Below are 15,690 nucleotides of genomic sequence, written 5' to 3' on the forward strand. Positions count from 1 at the left end.
GTTGGAAGTGAAAAGGTTTTTGTCGTTGCTCCTTGTTGTTTCTCTTTTTGCCACCGGATGTGTGCCTGGCTTCGAGAAGCAGGAAGAAGTGGTACAAGATCCAGCGCAGCAGGAAAACACGGAACAAGCCATTGTTCCGCGATATAAAATATCAGATGACTATTACCAAACCATCCTTCCCTATAAGCCCGGGGAAACCCGCGGCCAGATCGCCCCGCGCTTGAACAGCCGGGTCGATGTGGAAGAAATGGAAACCGGCTTGATGCGCTTGGCCCAGGAAGTATTCCCATCTGACAGCTATCTGTATCAGGAAGGACAATATATAAAGCGGGGAACCATCTCCGAATGGCTGAAGCGTAAGACTGGTGAAGAGAGCTTAGGATTGAACCCGCCGATTGCTCGGGGGGAAGATGTAGATGTTGAAAAGGCTAATGAAGCCAGCCCCATCTATCTAGCGCATATTCAAGAACAGAATTATTTGATCCGAAGAGGAGAGGACCAGGTAGAGCTTGGCGGTGTCTCCATCGGGATCGCGCTTAACTCTGTTCATTATTTCAATCTTTTAGATAAAGACGGTGGGTTTCCTCGTGAGTACCCTATACCTAACGATGAACTTGAAGCAGAAGGCAAAAAGATTGCAGAAGAGGTAATCAAAAGGGTCCGCACGATGGAAGGCCTGGAAAATGTTCCGATCATCGTCGGATTGTATAAGCAAAGCCCTGCCAATTCCGTTGTGCCAGGCAGCTTCATTGCCAAAGCAAATGTCGCTTCTGGTAATAACACGATTGGAAAATGGGATAGCGTGAATGAGGAATATCACCTTTTCCCACATAGCAAAACCACGGAACTATTCCGTGATGACGCTGTACGCTTTGAAAATTTCAAGCTGGATATTGATGATTACTTCCCTAATCATACTGGTGTTATCGGCAAAGGCTATTACATTGATGGTGAAATCCAGCAGCTTGCCATTGAAGTAAATATGGAATTCAACGGAAAAGCGGAGTTGATCGGATTCACCCAATATGTGACGGGGCTGTTGGTAGAACACTTTCCGAATTATATGAATCTCCAAGTATCGATTTCTTCCATAAGTGGACAAGAAGCGTTGATTGTAAGGGATGCCGGAGCGGAAAAACCGTTTGTTCATATCTACTAAAATTTTTGTGACCTACTATTCTTTGGGATAGTGGGTTTTTTTGTGTGTTGACGGGAGAGGGGAGAGGTTATTGTAACTATTTTTGTGGTTATTGTGACTTTTTCAGGGATCATTGTGAGTTTTTCGCAAGTTATTGTGACATTTCCAAAGATTATTGTGACTTTTTTGGACCTCATTGTAACTTTTGCAAAAATGCAGTGAAATCCTCTCCCAGCCCCACATCTCACTAGCAAATTCCTGTCCTCCAGAATTTTCTTCCTATGAGAATATAAACAATATTTGAAAGACTAGTAATGATAAGGTAGAATGAGAATTGTATGCAAGCGCTTAAGAATGCAAAGGAGGGCGAATGTAATGGTATTACCTTACAAACATGAACCATTTACTGATTTCACTAATGAGGAAAACAAACAAGCTTATCTTGAAGGCTTGAAACTAGTGGACTCTTATTTAGGACAAGATTACGACTTAATTATCGGTGGAGAGCGTGTTACGACAGAAGATAAAATCGTATCCGTGAACCCTGCAAATAAAGAAGAGGTTGTTGGTCGTGTGTCAAAGGCGGATCGTGACTTGGCAGAAAAAGCAATGCAAGTTGCAGACGAAACGTTCAAAACGTGGCGTAAAGTGAAGCCAGAAGTAAGAGCAGACATCTTGTTCCGTGCGGCAGCAATCATTCGTCGTCGTAAGCACGAATTCTCTGCACTTTTAACAAAAGAAGCAGGTAAGCCTTGGAATGAAGCGGATGCAGATACAGCGGAAGCGATTGATTTCCTTGAGTACTATGCGCGTCAAATGCTTAAATTGAAAGACGGTATGCCTTTAGAAAGCCGAGTTGGCGAATACAACCGTTATAACTATATTCCACTAGGAGTAGGTGTGATCATCTCCCCTTGGAACTTCCCATTTGCAATCATGGCTGGTACTGCAGTAGCGGCGATTGTAACGGGTAACACAGTATTATTGAAGCCTGCATCTACAACTCCAGTTGTTGCAGCTAAGTTTGTAGAAGTAATGGAAGAGGCTGGCCTGCCTGCTGGCGTACTTAACTTCGTACCAGGTAGCGGAGCTGAAGTAGGGGACTACCTAGTAGACCACCCACGCACTCGTTTCATCTCGTTCACAGGATCTCGTGACGTTGGTCTACGAATCTATGAGCGTGCTTCTAAAGTGAACCCTGGCCAAATCTGGCTGAAGCGTGTAATCGCGGAAATGGGTGGAAAAGATACGATTGTGGTTGATAGCGAGGGCGACCTTGAGTTGGCAGCACAATCCATCGTTAAATCTGCTTTCGGTTTCTCCGGTCAAAAATGTTCTGCGTGCTCCCGTGCGGTAATCGTGGAAGATGTATATGATCAAGTATTGAACCGTGCAGTTGAATTAACAAAAGAATTGACAGTTGGCGACCCTACAGAGAACCACTACATGGGGCCTGTAATCGACCAAGCTGCATTTGATAAAGTAATGAAATATGTTGGAATCGGAAAAGAAGAAGGACGCATCCTTGCAGGTGGAGAAGGAGACAACTCCAAAGGATTCTTCGTTCAGCCTACAATCGTTGCTGACGTAGATCCAGAAGCTCGCCTGATGAAAGAAGAGATCTTCGGACCGGTTGTAGCATTCGCAAAAGCAAAAGACTACAATCATGCGCTTGAAATTGCGAACAATACAGAATACGGCTTGACTGGAGCGGTCATCACAAACAACCGCGATAAAATCGAGCAAGCACGTGAAGACTTCCACGTCGGGAACCTTTACTTCAACCGTGGATGCACAGGTGCAATCGTTGGATACCAACCATTCGGCGGATTCAACATGTCTGGAACTGACTCCAAAGCGGGCGGTCCTGACTACCTATTGCTACACTTACAAGCAAAAACAACTTCTGAAACATTATAATTTTTATAATAGAAGGAAAGCTGATGCCCATTTGGGTGTCAGCTTTTTTGCATTATGAACGGGAGAGGTAAGCTGCGGTTGGCTCCGAAATCTAGCTAAAATATTGTTTTGGCACGAACTTGGCCCATTTTGGCACGAACTCGCCTTCTTTTGGCATGAACTTGACTCCTTTTGGCACGAGCTCGGCCGATTTCGGCATCAACTTTCCCGTTCCTCCATCCAAACTCCAACCCAAGTATCCCAAACTCTCCTCAAAAAGAACAATTAATTACTATTATTTTACATATTCTAAGCGGAAAATTTCATACTAACAAATGTGTTCAAAAAAAGTAAGGTAAAGGAGACTAAAAATGAAGAAGTTCTTGAGCGTCTTAACAGTATTGTTGTTTGTCCTCGGAGGCGCAATCAACTTGGCAGAAGCCAATACAGGAAATAAGGATGAGGCACAAGTTCGTATCCTGCATGCATCGCCTGATGGGCCGGCTGTAGACGTCTACGTAGATGGAAATACAGCGGTGGAGGGTGCGAAATTCAAAGATGCAACCGACTATCTATTCCTTTCTGCTGGACCGCATAACATTGAAGTCTATCCTGCAGGTAAAAAAGACAAGGCAATTATTGCGCAACGGCTTGAAGTGGAAGGTGGCAAGTCCTATACAGTGACAGCCGTCAATAAGCTTGCAAACCTTGAAATGATCGCTGTGGAAGATGAGAGAAAAGCTCCAAAAGGCAAAGCCTACACCCGCGTTGGTCACCTTTCCCCAGATGCACCAACAGTGGATGTTGGAGTCATTAAAGGAGATACGGTATTCAGTGATCTTTCTTTTAAAGACATTTCCGTTTATCAGGAGCTTGAGCCTGGAACGTACAATTTGGAAATCAGAACGCCAGATGGAAAGCAGGTTCTAGACCTTTCCGGAACAAAACTTGAAGCCGATACAGTGTACAGTGTGTTTGCGGTGAATACGGCAGATAAGCTGGAAGTATTGGTATTGGTGGATAACAAGAAATAAGGAATTTTATGAAAAGTCGTTACCTTTTGTGGTGGCGGCTTCTTTTATATTGTCGAAATTTTTAATAGAGATAGCATTCGGCAGAGTGAAAATGTTAGAGACAGGAGCCGGTTCCAGGTGGTAAAATTTTCTTGTGATTAAGATGCCTAATGGATGGGGAGAGGGTTTCGCGATGGGGAAGAAAGCTGTATCGATGATGGCAATACTTTTGTTATTATTATCGGGCTGCACCAAGAGCCTCACTACAAGTGAGGAAAAAGTAAGGGAAGATTCTTCCGTAAAGTTGGAAGACCTCGATGCTGTAAAGGAAGCGCTGAAAAAGTTAGAAGGGGATCTTGTGGAAAAGGACAGTGCCATCAAAGAGCTTCAAACCACCGTAGAATCCACGAAAACCTCTCATCTAGATCGGATTGTAGAATTAGAAAACAAAGTGCATATGCAGGAGATATTGCTCGCCCATTTACCTGCTATTGTCCATAAGCAAGGATATATTAAGGAGATAAAAAGGGACGGGACTCAAGTGTTTTTTGTTATTGATTATGCGGCTTGGGAGCAAGATCCGAATGCGCCGAACGGCGGGAAGCTTGTAAATGAGAAGGAGGAGCAGGAGCTCATCGCTGTAAGTGAAAGCATAGCAGCGTATGTCCTTAATGGAGCTGCTGTACCCGTTTACGAGCCATTTAAAGAATTTGAAGAGAAAAGCCATTCAGGATTATTTAACCTGTATCTGGTGGAAGGTGAGATTGTCTTGATTAGTGAACAATACCTTCCATAGTAGGAAGGTTATTTTAATATAGCAATTTTCAAACAAACGTTTGATTAGAATTTCTAAGAGTGATTGCGTCCCAAGGGATTCAAGCAAAAAAACGGAATTAACTTTTCAAATAACTATATCAAAAAAGAGAACCCGCAAATTCTAAGGGGTTCTCTTTTGTATAAATCGATCTTATTCTTTATTCTGTTCTGATTCCATTGTTTCTTCCATTTCCGTAAAGCCTTCACGTACATTTTTACGTGGGAAGTTTGTAATATAACTTACAACGATTACGGCAATCGTACTTAGGATGAATCCTGGAATGATCTCATATAAGAATGCAGTTAGAGGTTTGCCGTTGATGGTGAATGGCCCATAGATCCATAATAGTACAGTGAATGTACCCACTAGCATACCTGCAAGTGCACCCCAGCGGTTCATGCGTTTCCAGTATAGACTTAGGATTATTACTGGACCAAATGCTGCACCAAATCCTGCCCATGCGTTACCAACTAGATTAAGGATGGTATCGTTAGGTGTCAGGGATAGCGAGATAGCGATGATAGCAACTATCAATACAGAGATACGACCGATAAGGACAAGTTCTTTATCCGATGCTTCACGGCGTAAAAATGTTTTATAAAAGTCTTCTGTCAGTGCACTAGATGTAACTAGTAGCTGAGAAGAAATCGTACTCATGATCGCAGCTAGGATTGCTGCAAGTAAGAATCCACTGATTAGTGGATGGAACAAGAATTGTGAGAAAACAATAAAGATTGTTTCAGAATCAGCCAATTCCATTCCTGTACGGTTCACATAGGCAATACCTACAAGTCCTGTAGCCATCGCACCGATGATGGAAACGATCATCCAGCTCATTCCGATACGACGAGCGGCTTTAAAGTCACGGATGGACTTAATTGCCATAAATCGTACAATGATATGAGGCTGTCCAAAATAACCAAGTCCCCAGGCAAGCAAGGAAATGATTCCAAGTACGGTAGTCCCTTTGAAGAAATCAAGGTATGTTGGGTCTATGGAACGTACTTCATTAAATGTTACTCCAACACCGCCTAGATCAGTAAAAGCAACAATCGGCACTAGTACTAAGGCAAGAAGCATGATGACACCTTGTACAAAGTCAGTTAAACTAACTGCCAAGAATCCCCCAAACAATGTATAGGCTACTACGACACCAGCCGTTACAAACAATCCAGTTTTGTAGTCTAACCCAAATGCACTATCAAATAGTGTACCACCAGAAACTAATCCTGAGGATGTATAAAGAGTGAAGAATATAATAATAACGATAGCTGATACGAAACGTAAAATACGAGTTCCATCATAAAAGCGGTTTTCAAAGAAATCTGGGATTGTAATGGAGTCATTCGCAGTTTCAGTATAAATCCTTAAGCGAGGTGCAACGATTAAATAGTTCACATATGCACCGATTGTAAGCCCGATTGCAATCCACATGCTGGATACACCAGTAGCATACATGGCACCAGGTAGACCCATTAGCATCCAACCACTCATATCGGATGCCCCGGCAGATAGTGCTGTTACTCCAGGTCCTAATTTACGCCCACCAAGCATATAACCTGAAATATCATCGGTAGATGTTTTATAGGCATATAAACCTATACCTAGCATGGCGATGAAATAAAGTGCTAGGGAAATAAATACTCCTGTTTCCACAATATCAACTCCTGAATAATCTTAAATGTTGTTTGACATCAGCAATTTCGGCGCCCCAAATTGCTCTTATAACGGTTACGAGTATTTAAGCTAACAAAGTATTTCCCTTAATTCAAGCGATTGAAACCATTTTCAATAGGAAGAAAATCACTGTACCCCTTGATATAATGGGCGTACTTCCCACTTGACAATTAATTAAAGTAAAACTATTCGAAATTTTCAGACGTGTAATATCTTTGTAATAGGGCTGATATTTTTAAGACCATTTTCACGAGTGCGTGAAAATATTTTATCCAATAATCCCGAAATATATTTTAGATTTGTTTAAGAGGGGGTCAGACCCCTTTTACCACTTTAACGCAATGAGGGTCAGACCCCTTTTACCGCTTTAAAGCAATGGGGGTCAAACCCATTTTACCCCTTTAACGCACTGAGGGGAAGTCCCTCTTTATCAAACTAAAGAAATTTTTTACCAATATCCCGTCAGGATTGCTTGTGGGGGTTAAAGTTTAGTATGATAGGGGTATTGTGCAAGTTCGAATTTTTGCGGAGGTGAAAGAGGATGTCACGTATTTCGGAGGATCAGGTGAAGCATGTGGCGCATTTGGCCCGTCTTGCGATCAGCGAGGACGAGGTGGTTATGTTCACAAGTCAATTAGATGCCATTATTTCATTCGCGGAGAAGCTGAATGAATTAGATACAGAAGAGGTTCAACCGACTTCTCATGTTCTACATATGAAGAATGTCATGAGGGAGGATGTTGCGAAAGATGGCCTGCCGGTGGACGAAGTATTGAAGAATGCACCGGATCATAAGAATGGTCAGATTCGCGTACCAAGCATTATTGAATAGGAAGAAGTAAGGAGGGAACCCCCATGTCATTGTTTGATAAAAAGCTATCGGAATTACATAGCCTTTTACATAAAAAAGAAATCAGTGTATCAGACCTTGTTGATACATCCTATAAACGCATCAACGAAGTCGATGAAAAAGTACAAGCATTCCTAACACTCGATGAAGAGAATGCCCGTAAATATGCAAAAGTCCTTGACGAAGCGTTAGGACTGGAGAAAGACCACGGCCTATTATTCGGCCTTCCAATCGGAGTAAAGGATAACATCGTCACAAAAGGCATCCGCACAACAGCTGCAAGTAAAATCCTAGGTGACTTCAACCCGATCTACAATGCAACAGTAGTAGAAAAACTTAACCAAGCAGAATCGGTAACAATTGGAAAAATAAACATGGACGAGTTCGCGATGGGCTCCTCCAACGAAAACTCCGCATTCGCAGCAACGAGAAATCCATGGAACCTAGACCGTGTACCAGGTGGATCCAGCGGTGGTTCTGCAGCAGCAGTCGCAGCAGGAGAGGTATTTTTCTCCCTGGGGTCTGATACAGGCGGATCCATCCGCCAACCTGCAGCATTTTGCGGTGTCGTCGGATTGAAACCTACATATGGCCGTGTCTCCCGTTATGGTCTGATCGCCTTTGCATCATCCCTTGATCAGATCGGGCCGATCACGCGCACCGTAGAAGACAATGCTTATCTTTTACAAGCGATCTCTGGCATCGATCCAATGGATTCCACATCTGCAAACGCCGATGTACCAGACTTCCTATCCAGCCTGACTGGCGATATTAAAGGACTGAAGATCGGGGTGCCGAAAGAATACCTAGTGGAAGGTGTAAGCGAAGAAGTTCGCCAATCCGTCATGGACGCATTGAAAGTATTGGAAGGGCTTGGAGCAACATGGGAAGAAGTTTCCCTGCCACACTCCCAATATGCGCTGGCGACTTACTATCTATTGTCTTCATCTGAAGCATCCGCTAACCTTGCCCGTTTTGACGGCGTTCGTTACGGATACCGTACAGACAATGCGAAGAACCTCCTCGACATGTACAAGCAGACACGCAGCGAAGGCTTCGGTCCTGAGGTGAAGCGCCGTATCATGCTTGGAACATACGCACTGAGCGCAGGCCACTATGATGCTTATTATGTGAAAGCACAAAAAGTGCGCACGCTCATCAAGCAGGATTTTGAAGATGTGTTTGAAAAATATGACGTGATCATCGGGCCAACTACGCCGACACCGGCATTTAAAGTCGGCGAAAACACGAAGGATCCGTTAACGATGTATGCAAACGACATCCTGACCATCCCAGTCAACCTTGCAGGAGTACCGGGAATCTCCGTACCGGCAGGCTTTGTGGACGGATTACCTGTCGGCTTGCAAATCATCGGGAAGCATTTTGACGAAAGCACCATATACCGCGTTGCGCATGCGTTCGAGCAGGCAACCGACCATCATAAACAAAAACCACAACTGTAAGGGGTGAGAACAGACATGAACTATGAAACGATTATTGGACTCGAAGTACACGTAGAGTTAAAAACAAAATCAAAAATCTTCTCGGCTAGTCCGAACGAATTCGGTGCAGAACCGAACTCCAACACGAGCGTCGTGGAACTTGGTTATCCCGGAACACTACCTGTACTGAACAAACAGGCGGTTGAATATGCGATGAAGGCCGCGATGGCCCTAAACTGCGAAGTTGCGACCGACACCAAATTTGACCGGAAAAACTACTTCTATCCGGACAACCCGAAGGCATACCAGATCTCCCAGCATGACAAACCGATCGGGGAAAACGGCTGGATCGACATCGAAGTGAACGGCGAAAAGAAACGCATCGGTATCACGCGCCTTCACTTGGAAGAGGATGCTGGAAAATTGATGCATACAGGCGACGGCTACTCCCTTGTCGACTATAACCGTCAGGGAACACCGCTTGTGGAAATCGTATCCGAGCCGGATATCCGCACACCGGAAGAGGCATATGCCTACCTGGAAAAGTTGAAGTCCATCATTCAATATACAGGGGTTTCCGATTGTAAAATGGAAGAAGGATCCCTACGCTGTGATGCGAACATTTCCCTGCGCCCAGTCGGCCAGGAGAAATTCGGGACGAAAACAGAACTGAAAAACCTGAACAGCTTCAACTTTGTCCAAAAAGGATTGGAATATGAAGTGATTCGCCAAGAACAGGTTCTTTCATCTGGAGGAGTCATTGAGCAGGAAACGCGCCGTTATGACGAATCAACAAAAGAGACCGTCCTGATGCGTGTTAAAGAGGGGTCCGACGATTACCGTTACTTCCCGGAACCAGATCTTGTGGCAATCCACATTGATGATGACTGGAAAGAGCGTGTGCGTGCAGACATCCCGACACTTCCGGACGAGCGAAAAAAGCGCTACGTGGATGAGCTAGGCTTGCCGGCATATGACGCCCAAGTCCTTACCATTACAAAAGAAATGTCCGACTTCTTTGAGGGGACAGTGGAAGCGGGAGCTGACGCGAAGCTTGCTTCTAACTGGCTGATGGGCGAGGTTTCCGCTTATCTGAACGCTGAAAACAAAGAACTCGATGATACCGCGTTGACTCCAGAGGGACTTGCCGGCATGATCAAGCTTCTTAAAGACGGCACCATTTCATCCAAAATAGCCAAGAAAGTCTTCAAGGAACTGATCGAAAACGGCGGCGACGCAGAGAAAATCGTCAAAGAAAAAGGCCTTGTCCAAATCTCGGACGAAGGCACCCTTCGTAAAATGGTCGGCGAAACGTTGGATGCAAATCCAAAATCCGTCCAGGACTACAAAGAAGGAACAGAACGCGCCATCGGCTTCCTTGTAGGACAGATCATGAAAGCCTCCAAAGGCCAGGCAAACCCGCAAATGGTGAACAAGATTTTGATTGAGGAAATTAAGAAGCGCTAACCACTATAGGCAGAACCCCAACTACGGATGTTGGGGTTTTGTTTTTTAGGTTGGTGGTTGTCGAAGTGTGTCGAATGGCATCCAAACAAAAAAAGCGCCAATACAGCGCCCTCAAACCTAAAACTCCCTTACGTCCCCAAAATACTCCTCCAATGTGATCCCTTTCTCATAAATCTCCCCAGCGATCTCCACTCCAACATACCGGAAATGCCAAGGCTCAAATGCATACCCCGTGATAGTAGTCTTCCCTTTCGGATAGCGCAGAATAAAGCCATAATGATGGGCGTTCTCAGCAAGCCACTTGCCTTCTGCAGTACCCTCAAACTTCTCCACAAGCTCAAGGCCCACGCTTTTAGCGGTGATGTCCATGGCAAGCCCCGTCTGGTGCTCGCTCGTTCCGGGCAGGGCCACATAAAGGACCGCCCGCTCATAGCCGAATGCGGCGACCTCATTCTTAAAAATAGCAGCTTGTGTTTCATAAGAACGGAAGCCGGAGCGTGCGTAAAGCTCAATGCCCTCCCCCTTGGCGACCTGGAACATGACCTCAAGCGACTCGGCGGCTTCGGCACGCAGCTTGGAACGGTCGCTGTTTTCATCCCCGAAGGAAAACGGCACATTCGGCTTGATCAAGTCCCCAGGGCGGTACCCCTCCGGTAGCGACCAGAATTTATTGACCATGACATTCATCGCGCCAGGATTGGCAACGACAGGGATCGCTTCAGGCTCCGACGGGTCTTCTGCGTCAGCAGGATGGGAAGGATCCTCCTCGTTCACCGCCTCTTCAGGATCCTCCTCTGCGGAGGGTACCTCCTCAGCCCCGTCTTCCTCTTCTAGCGATTCTGCCCCTCCTTTTTCAAAAAAAACATCCCACGCCATATCATAATCCGTCATTTGTGGAACCGCCGTTTTAAAGGCATGTGCAGTGCCAACCAACGCTTCCTTTTCCTCTCCTAAACTATCAAAACTTGTACAACCTGCCAAAAGGCTCAAGGTCACGCCACAAATAATTCCTTTTTTTATCATAAGTGATAGTTTTCCCCTTTAGTTTAGTTTATGATGAAATAGGTAGATTTTTGTAAATTCCTACTATTATTTTACACCTATCATCGTCCTAGAAAAAGGTAGAAAAATAGAAATCTTTTTGAAACCTTTAGGAGGAATGACCCGTATATAATAGCGGAAGGAAGTTTTGGAAGGGGGATCAGGATTCCAAAGGTGATTGCCTTCAATACAACAGGAAAGGAAACGATGGCTTATGACGATGTTTGGATTGGACATGATGACGCTCTACTTTTGGTGCCTCATCATCTTTGGCGGCTTGACGCTGATCTATGTTTTATTATCTGATGTGGTGGACGTGATATTTGACGTGTTACCTATTGATCCAGCTCTTATCTTTTCATTCTTTACCGTGTTCGGAGCAACAGGCTATCTGGTTGAAAAGTATTCGCCGCTATCAGGCTTGCTGGTGTTGGCCATTGCCACCGTCCTTGCACTTCTACTAGTCATTTTGCTTCACATCTTTGTTTTTGTACCAATCAAGTCCGCCGATTCCTCACTCGGCTATACAGACGATGACTTAAAAGGAAAGCTTGCAAGAGTCATCATCTCCGTTCCGAAAGATGGGTTCGGGGAAGTCGTACTGAGCATCGGGGGAAGCACCGTTTCACGGTCTGCACAGAGCTTTGAGAACGAGGAAATACCTTATGATACGGAAGTCCTGATCATCGATGTCCAAACCGGGGTGGTCTCTGTCACTCCATACGAAAAGGTTTTAGAAAACTATAATAAATAGGGGGAAGAGAAAATGCCTGAAATCGTAATTATCATTGGTGCCGTCGTCGCACTGATTTTTGTCCTGATTGTCGTTTTCGTAGCACGCTACAAAACAGTCGGTCCAGACGAAGCGCTAATTATCACTGGTAGCTACCTAGGTGGCAAAAATGTCCACACAGACGAAGCAGGAAACAGAATCAAGATTGTACGAGGTGGAGGTGCGTTCATCGTACCGGTATTCCAACAATCTGAACCATTAAGCTTGCTATCTATCAAACTGGATGTGAAAACACCGGAAGTTTACACGGAGCAAGGTGTGCCGGTCATGGCGGACGGAACGGCGATCATCAAGATCGGCAATTCCATCGGCGACATCGCAACAGCTGCAGAGCAATTTTTAGGAAAAAGAAAAGAGGATCTGGAAAACGAAGCGCGTGAAGTACTAGAAGGTCACCTTCGTTCCATCCTAGGTTCCATGACAGTAGAAGAAATCTATAAGAATCGTGAAAAATTCTCGCAAGAAGTACAACGTGTCGCATCCCAGGATTTAGCGAAAATGGGATTGATCATCGTATCTTTCACAATCCGTGACATTCGTGACAGCAACGGATACCTAGAGTCCCTTGGGAAACCACGTATTGCGCAAGTAAAGCGTGACGCAGACATTGCAACAGCGGAAGCGGACAAAGAAACTCGTATCAAGCGTGCGGAAGCGGCAAAAGATGCACAACGCGCAGAGCTTGAGCGTGCGACTGAAATCGCAGAAGCGGAAAAAGAAAATCAAATGAAGGTTGCCGAGTACCGCCGCGAGCAAGACATCGCGAAAGCCCGTGCTGACCAAGCGTATCACTTAGAGGAAGCGCGTGCGAAGCAGGAAGTAACCGAGCAACAGATGCAGATCCAAATCATCGAGCGTCAAAAGCAAATCGAGCTTGAGGAAAAAGAGATCCTGCGTCGTGAGCGTCAATACGACTCCGAAGTCAAGAAAAAAGCCGATGCAGACCGTTACTCTGTTGAGCAAGCTGCATCTGCTGATAAGATGAAGCAAATGGCAGAAGCGGATGCACATAAATATCGCATTGAAGCAATGGCAAAAGCGGAAGCGGAAAAAGTACGTATCGACGGTCTTGCGATTGCCGATGCACAAAGAGCGCAAGGGGAATCCGAAGCAGAAGTCATCCGCCTGAAAGGTCTTGCAGAAGCGGAAGCGAAAGAGAAAATCGCAGAAGCATTCGAGCAGTTCGGTCAAGCGGCTATCCTAGACATGATCATCAAAATGCTTCCTGAATATGCGAAGCAAGTCGCAGCTCCACTTGGCAACATCGACAAGATCACGGTTGTCGACACTGGCAGCAGCGGTGAAAACGGCGGCGCTAACAAGGTTTCTGGCTATGCAACAAACCTGATGTCCACTCTACAGGAATCCCTGAAGGCATCTTCCGGGATTGATGTAAAAGAACTTATCGAAAACTTCTCAGGTAAAGCGAATGTGCGTCACAGCATCGACAGCTTGACCAGCGAAATCGCTACAAGCAAAAAGAGCGAAGAGAAGAAGACAGAAGAATAATTATGAGCTTTAGCCCCCATCTGCAGCTGCTACTTCCGAGAAGTAGTGATGCGGGTGGGGGTTTTGTTTTCGGGAGGATGCTAACCGCATTTCTCGAAATTTTCATTTTAATTGCATATAGCACACCGAATAGGCTAATATGTTATCAGTAGTGGATTACAGGTTCACTACTTAGTGGTATTGGTAAATATAACTATCTTATCAGACAACATAAAGAGCAGGACAAGACATAGATATAAAAGAGGGCTTAGTTAAATATAATTTTAGGATGATGGGAAATGAAACGAGCTAGGGTGATTTATAACCCAACCTCTGGACGTGAGTTATTTAAGAAGCACTTGCCAGAAGTGTTGGTTAGATTAGAAAAGGCTGGTTATGAGACATCATGCCACGCAACAACCGGACATGGAGATGCAACCGTAGCAGCGAGGCTTGCTGTGGAGCGCCGTTATGACCTGGTTGTGGCAGCTGGTGGAGACGGTACGATTAACGAGGTGGTCAACGGGCTTGCCGAACAAGAATACCGACCGCTGCTTGGTGTGATACCAGTCGGAACAACCAATGACTTTGCTAGAGCATTGGACCTTCCACGCGATGATATTTTAGGTTGTGTCGATGTCATTGCAACAGGGGTTCCGATGCCTGTTGATATTGGAAAAGCGAATGACCAGTACTTCATGAACATTGCCGGTGGCGGGAAAATGACCGAGCTATCCTATGAAGTACCGATTAAAATGAAAACGATGCTGGGACAGCTTGCCTACTACCTCAAGGGGATCGAGATGCTTCCTTCCATTCGTCCAACAAACGTAACGATTGAATACGACGGGAAGATTTTCGAAGGCGAAATCATGCTTTTCCTCGTTTCACTTTCCAATTCGGTTGGAGGATTCGAGAAACTCGCACCTGATTCCTGCATGAATGACGGCATGTTTGACATGATCATCCTTAAAAAGGCAAACATCGCCGACTTTATCCGGATTGCCTCATTGGCGCTTCGCGGCGAGCATGTGAAGGATCCGCTTGTCATCTACACCAAAGCCAATCGGGTAAAAGTAAACACGCACGAAAAAATGCAACTTAACCTGGATGGAGAATACGGTGGACTGCTTCCGGGCGAGTTCGTTAACCTATACCGTCATTTAGATGTAATAGTAGCTGAAAAGCGTAAAGAAATCGAAATGGCTAAATGCCAATAGAAATACATTCTAAAATGGTGCCAGACCCCCAAACATGGGATTCTAGCACCATTTTTATTTTCCTATAACGTAGACAAGGAAAAATATGTTAAGGTTTAAGAAGAAGTACGGGGTGTAAAGGGGGAAGTAGCTTGAAGAAAATAGGGGCTTTATTCTGTTTGTTATACCTGTTGACGGCTTGCAGTTTAGAAACACAAAAGGAAGCGGACCCAGTAATGGATATCTCGTCCCTCTCGCTTGGGATGGGGGAAAATGAGTATGGGACGGTTCAATATGTCCGCTACTCCATGATTCTTACATATAGTGAAAATCTAAAAATAAATGAAAAAACGTTGGAGCCTTTACTTGCAGGTTGGATTGAGGAGCGTATGCTTGACCATGAAATTGAGTTGGCGGATGAGATTGGTAACGGCCAGTTAAAGCTGGAAGGAAAAGTGACCTTTGATTCTAACGGCCTGACAAAACGAGATATTATTACCTATGAAAAAATAGAGGAAACCATCCAAGGAGTTATGTTTGAAACAAAAGCTGGAAAGATGTATCAAGCCGTGCTGGTGAAAGATGGAACGAAGCTTAAAAAAATCGGTAAATAAACGGAGTTGGATAGGACCAACTTCCTAAAATCGAAAAAATCCAAAAAAACTGTCAATATCATTGTTGACAATTCATATAAGTATGGTAGGATTAATTTTATTAAAAACAACACAAATGAAACGCTTATCTAGAGCGGCTGAGGGACTGGCCCGTTGAAGCCCGGCAACCTGCGAACAGCAAGGTGCCAATTCCAGCAAAATGGATACCCATTTTGGAAGATAAGGTGCAGGATACATACAATGCGCCTTTCC

The 15,690-nt window shown here is 44.9% G+C and carries 13 protein-coding genes and 1 riboswitch; of the genes, 11 read left to right on the forward strand and 2 right to left on the reverse strand.

What is annotated here, in order from left to right:
* Window positions 1-7 precede the first annotated feature (7 nt).
* From MKY77_RS02880 to MKY77_RS02895, 4 genes are all read left to right on the forward strand, one after another.
* The gene (locus MKY77_RS02880; protein WP_339148746.1) at window positions 8-1,159 is read left to right on the forward strand and encodes a CamS family sex pheromone protein; all 1,152 of its coding nucleotides are present in this window, start codon (window positions 8-10) and stop codon (window positions 1,157-1,159) included.
* A 354-nt stretch (window positions 1,160-1,513) separates the two neighbouring features.
* Window positions 1,514-3,058, forward strand: a complete 1,545-nt coding sequence (gene pruA, locus MKY77_RS02885; RefSeq protein WP_339148747.1) for an L-glutamate gamma-semialdehyde dehydrogenase — start codon at window positions 1,514-1,516, stop codon at window positions 3,056-3,058.
* Between the two features lie 350 nt (window positions 3,059-3,408).
* Entirely contained in the window at window positions 3,409-4,071 is a 663-nt protein-coding gene (locus MKY77_RS02890) for a DUF4397 domain-containing protein (RefSeq protein ID WP_339148748.1), read from the forward strand.
* Window positions 4,072-4,243: 172 nt separating this feature from the next.
* Window positions 4,244-4,846 (forward strand): hypothetical protein, encoded by a 603-nt coding sequence (locus tag MKY77_RS02895; RefSeq protein ID WP_339148749.1) that lies wholly within the window; start codon window positions 4,244-4,246, stop codon window positions 4,844-4,846.
* A 171-nt stretch (window positions 4,847-5,017) separates the two neighbouring features.
* Here the strand turns inward: MKY77_RS02895 and putP are convergent, their stop codons facing one another.
* On the reverse strand, window positions 5,018-6,523 hold the full coding sequence (gene putP / locus MKY77_RS02900) for a sodium/proline symporter PutP (protein WP_339148750.1): 1,506 nt from the start codon (window positions 6,521-6,523) through the stop codon (window positions 5,018-5,020).
* A gap of 562 nt (window positions 6,524-7,085) precedes the next feature.
* On the opposite strand from putP, the gene gatC reads away from it, so the two are divergent.
* The 3 genes from gatC to gatB are packed head-to-tail and all read left to right on the forward strand — an operon-like array spanning window position 7,086 to window position 10,303.
* Window positions 7,086-7,376 (forward strand): Asp-tRNA(Asn)/Glu-tRNA(Gln) amidotransferase subunit GatC, encoded by a 291-nt coding sequence (gene gatC, locus MKY77_RS02905; RefSeq protein WP_339148752.1) that lies wholly within the window; start codon window positions 7,086-7,088, stop codon window positions 7,374-7,376.
* 23 nt (window positions 7,377-7,399) lie between these two features.
* Window positions 7,400-8,857, forward strand: coding sequence for an Asp-tRNA(Asn)/Glu-tRNA(Gln) amidotransferase subunit GatA (gatA, locus tag MKY77_RS02910; protein WP_339148753.1), 1,458 nt, complete (start codon window positions 7,400-7,402; stop codon window positions 8,855-8,857).
* 15 nt (window positions 8,858-8,872) lie between these two features.
* A complete protein-coding gene (gene gatB / locus MKY77_RS02915; protein WP_339148754.1) occupies window positions 8,873-10,303 on the forward strand; it encodes an Asp-tRNA(Asn)/Glu-tRNA(Gln) amidotransferase subunit GatB in 1,431 nt (476 codons plus the stop codon).
* Between the two features lie 117 nt (window positions 10,304-10,420).
* Here gatB and MKY77_RS02920 read toward each other — a convergent pair whose 3' ends face one another.
* Window positions 10,421-11,326: a D-alanyl-D-alanine carboxypeptidase family protein gene (locus MKY77_RS02920; protein WP_339148755.1), complete on the reverse strand. Its 906-nt coding sequence runs from the start codon at window positions 11,324-11,326 to the stop codon at window positions 10,421-10,423.
* Window positions 11,327-11,564: 238 nt separating this feature from the next.
* Here MKY77_RS02920 and MKY77_RS02925 point away from each other — a divergent pair, with 238 nt between their 5' ends.
* The 4 genes from MKY77_RS02925 (at window position 11,565) to MKY77_RS02940 (ending at window position 15,438) form a co-directional block, all read left to right on the forward strand.
* On the forward strand, window positions 11,565-12,098 hold the full coding sequence (locus MKY77_RS02925) for a hypothetical protein (RefSeq protein ID WP_342515641.1): 534 nt from the start codon (window positions 11,565-11,567) through the stop codon (window positions 12,096-12,098).
* A 12-nt stretch (window positions 12,099-12,110) separates the two neighbouring features.
* A complete protein-coding gene (locus MKY77_RS02930; protein WP_339148757.1) occupies window positions 12,111-13,646 on the forward strand; it encodes a flotillin family protein in 1,536 nt (511 codons plus the stop codon).
* Window positions 13,647-13,924: 278 nt separating this feature from the next.
* Window positions 13,925-14,845 carry a diacylglycerol kinase gene (locus MKY77_RS02935; RefSeq protein WP_339148758.1) on the forward strand — a complete coding sequence of 307 codons (921 nt, stop codon included), beginning with the start codon at window positions 13,925-13,927 and terminating at the stop codon, window positions 14,843-14,845.
* 131 nt (window positions 14,846-14,976) lie between these two features.
* Complete coding sequence (locus MKY77_RS02940) at window positions 14,977-15,438, forward strand: hypothetical protein (protein ID WP_339148759.1); 462 nt, start codon at window positions 14,977-14,979, stop codon at window positions 15,436-15,438.
* A 121-nt stretch (window positions 15,439-15,559) separates the two neighbouring features.
* A riboswitch (SAM riboswitch) is annotated at window positions 15,560-15,664 on the forward strand.
* Window positions 15,665-15,690: the final 26 nt, after the last annotated feature.

It is taken from the genome of Sutcliffiella sp. FSL R7-0096 (assembly GCF_038595065.1).
In the GTDB taxonomy this organism is placed as follows: domain Bacteria; phylum Bacillota; class Bacilli; order Bacillales; family Bacillaceae_I; genus Sutcliffiella_A.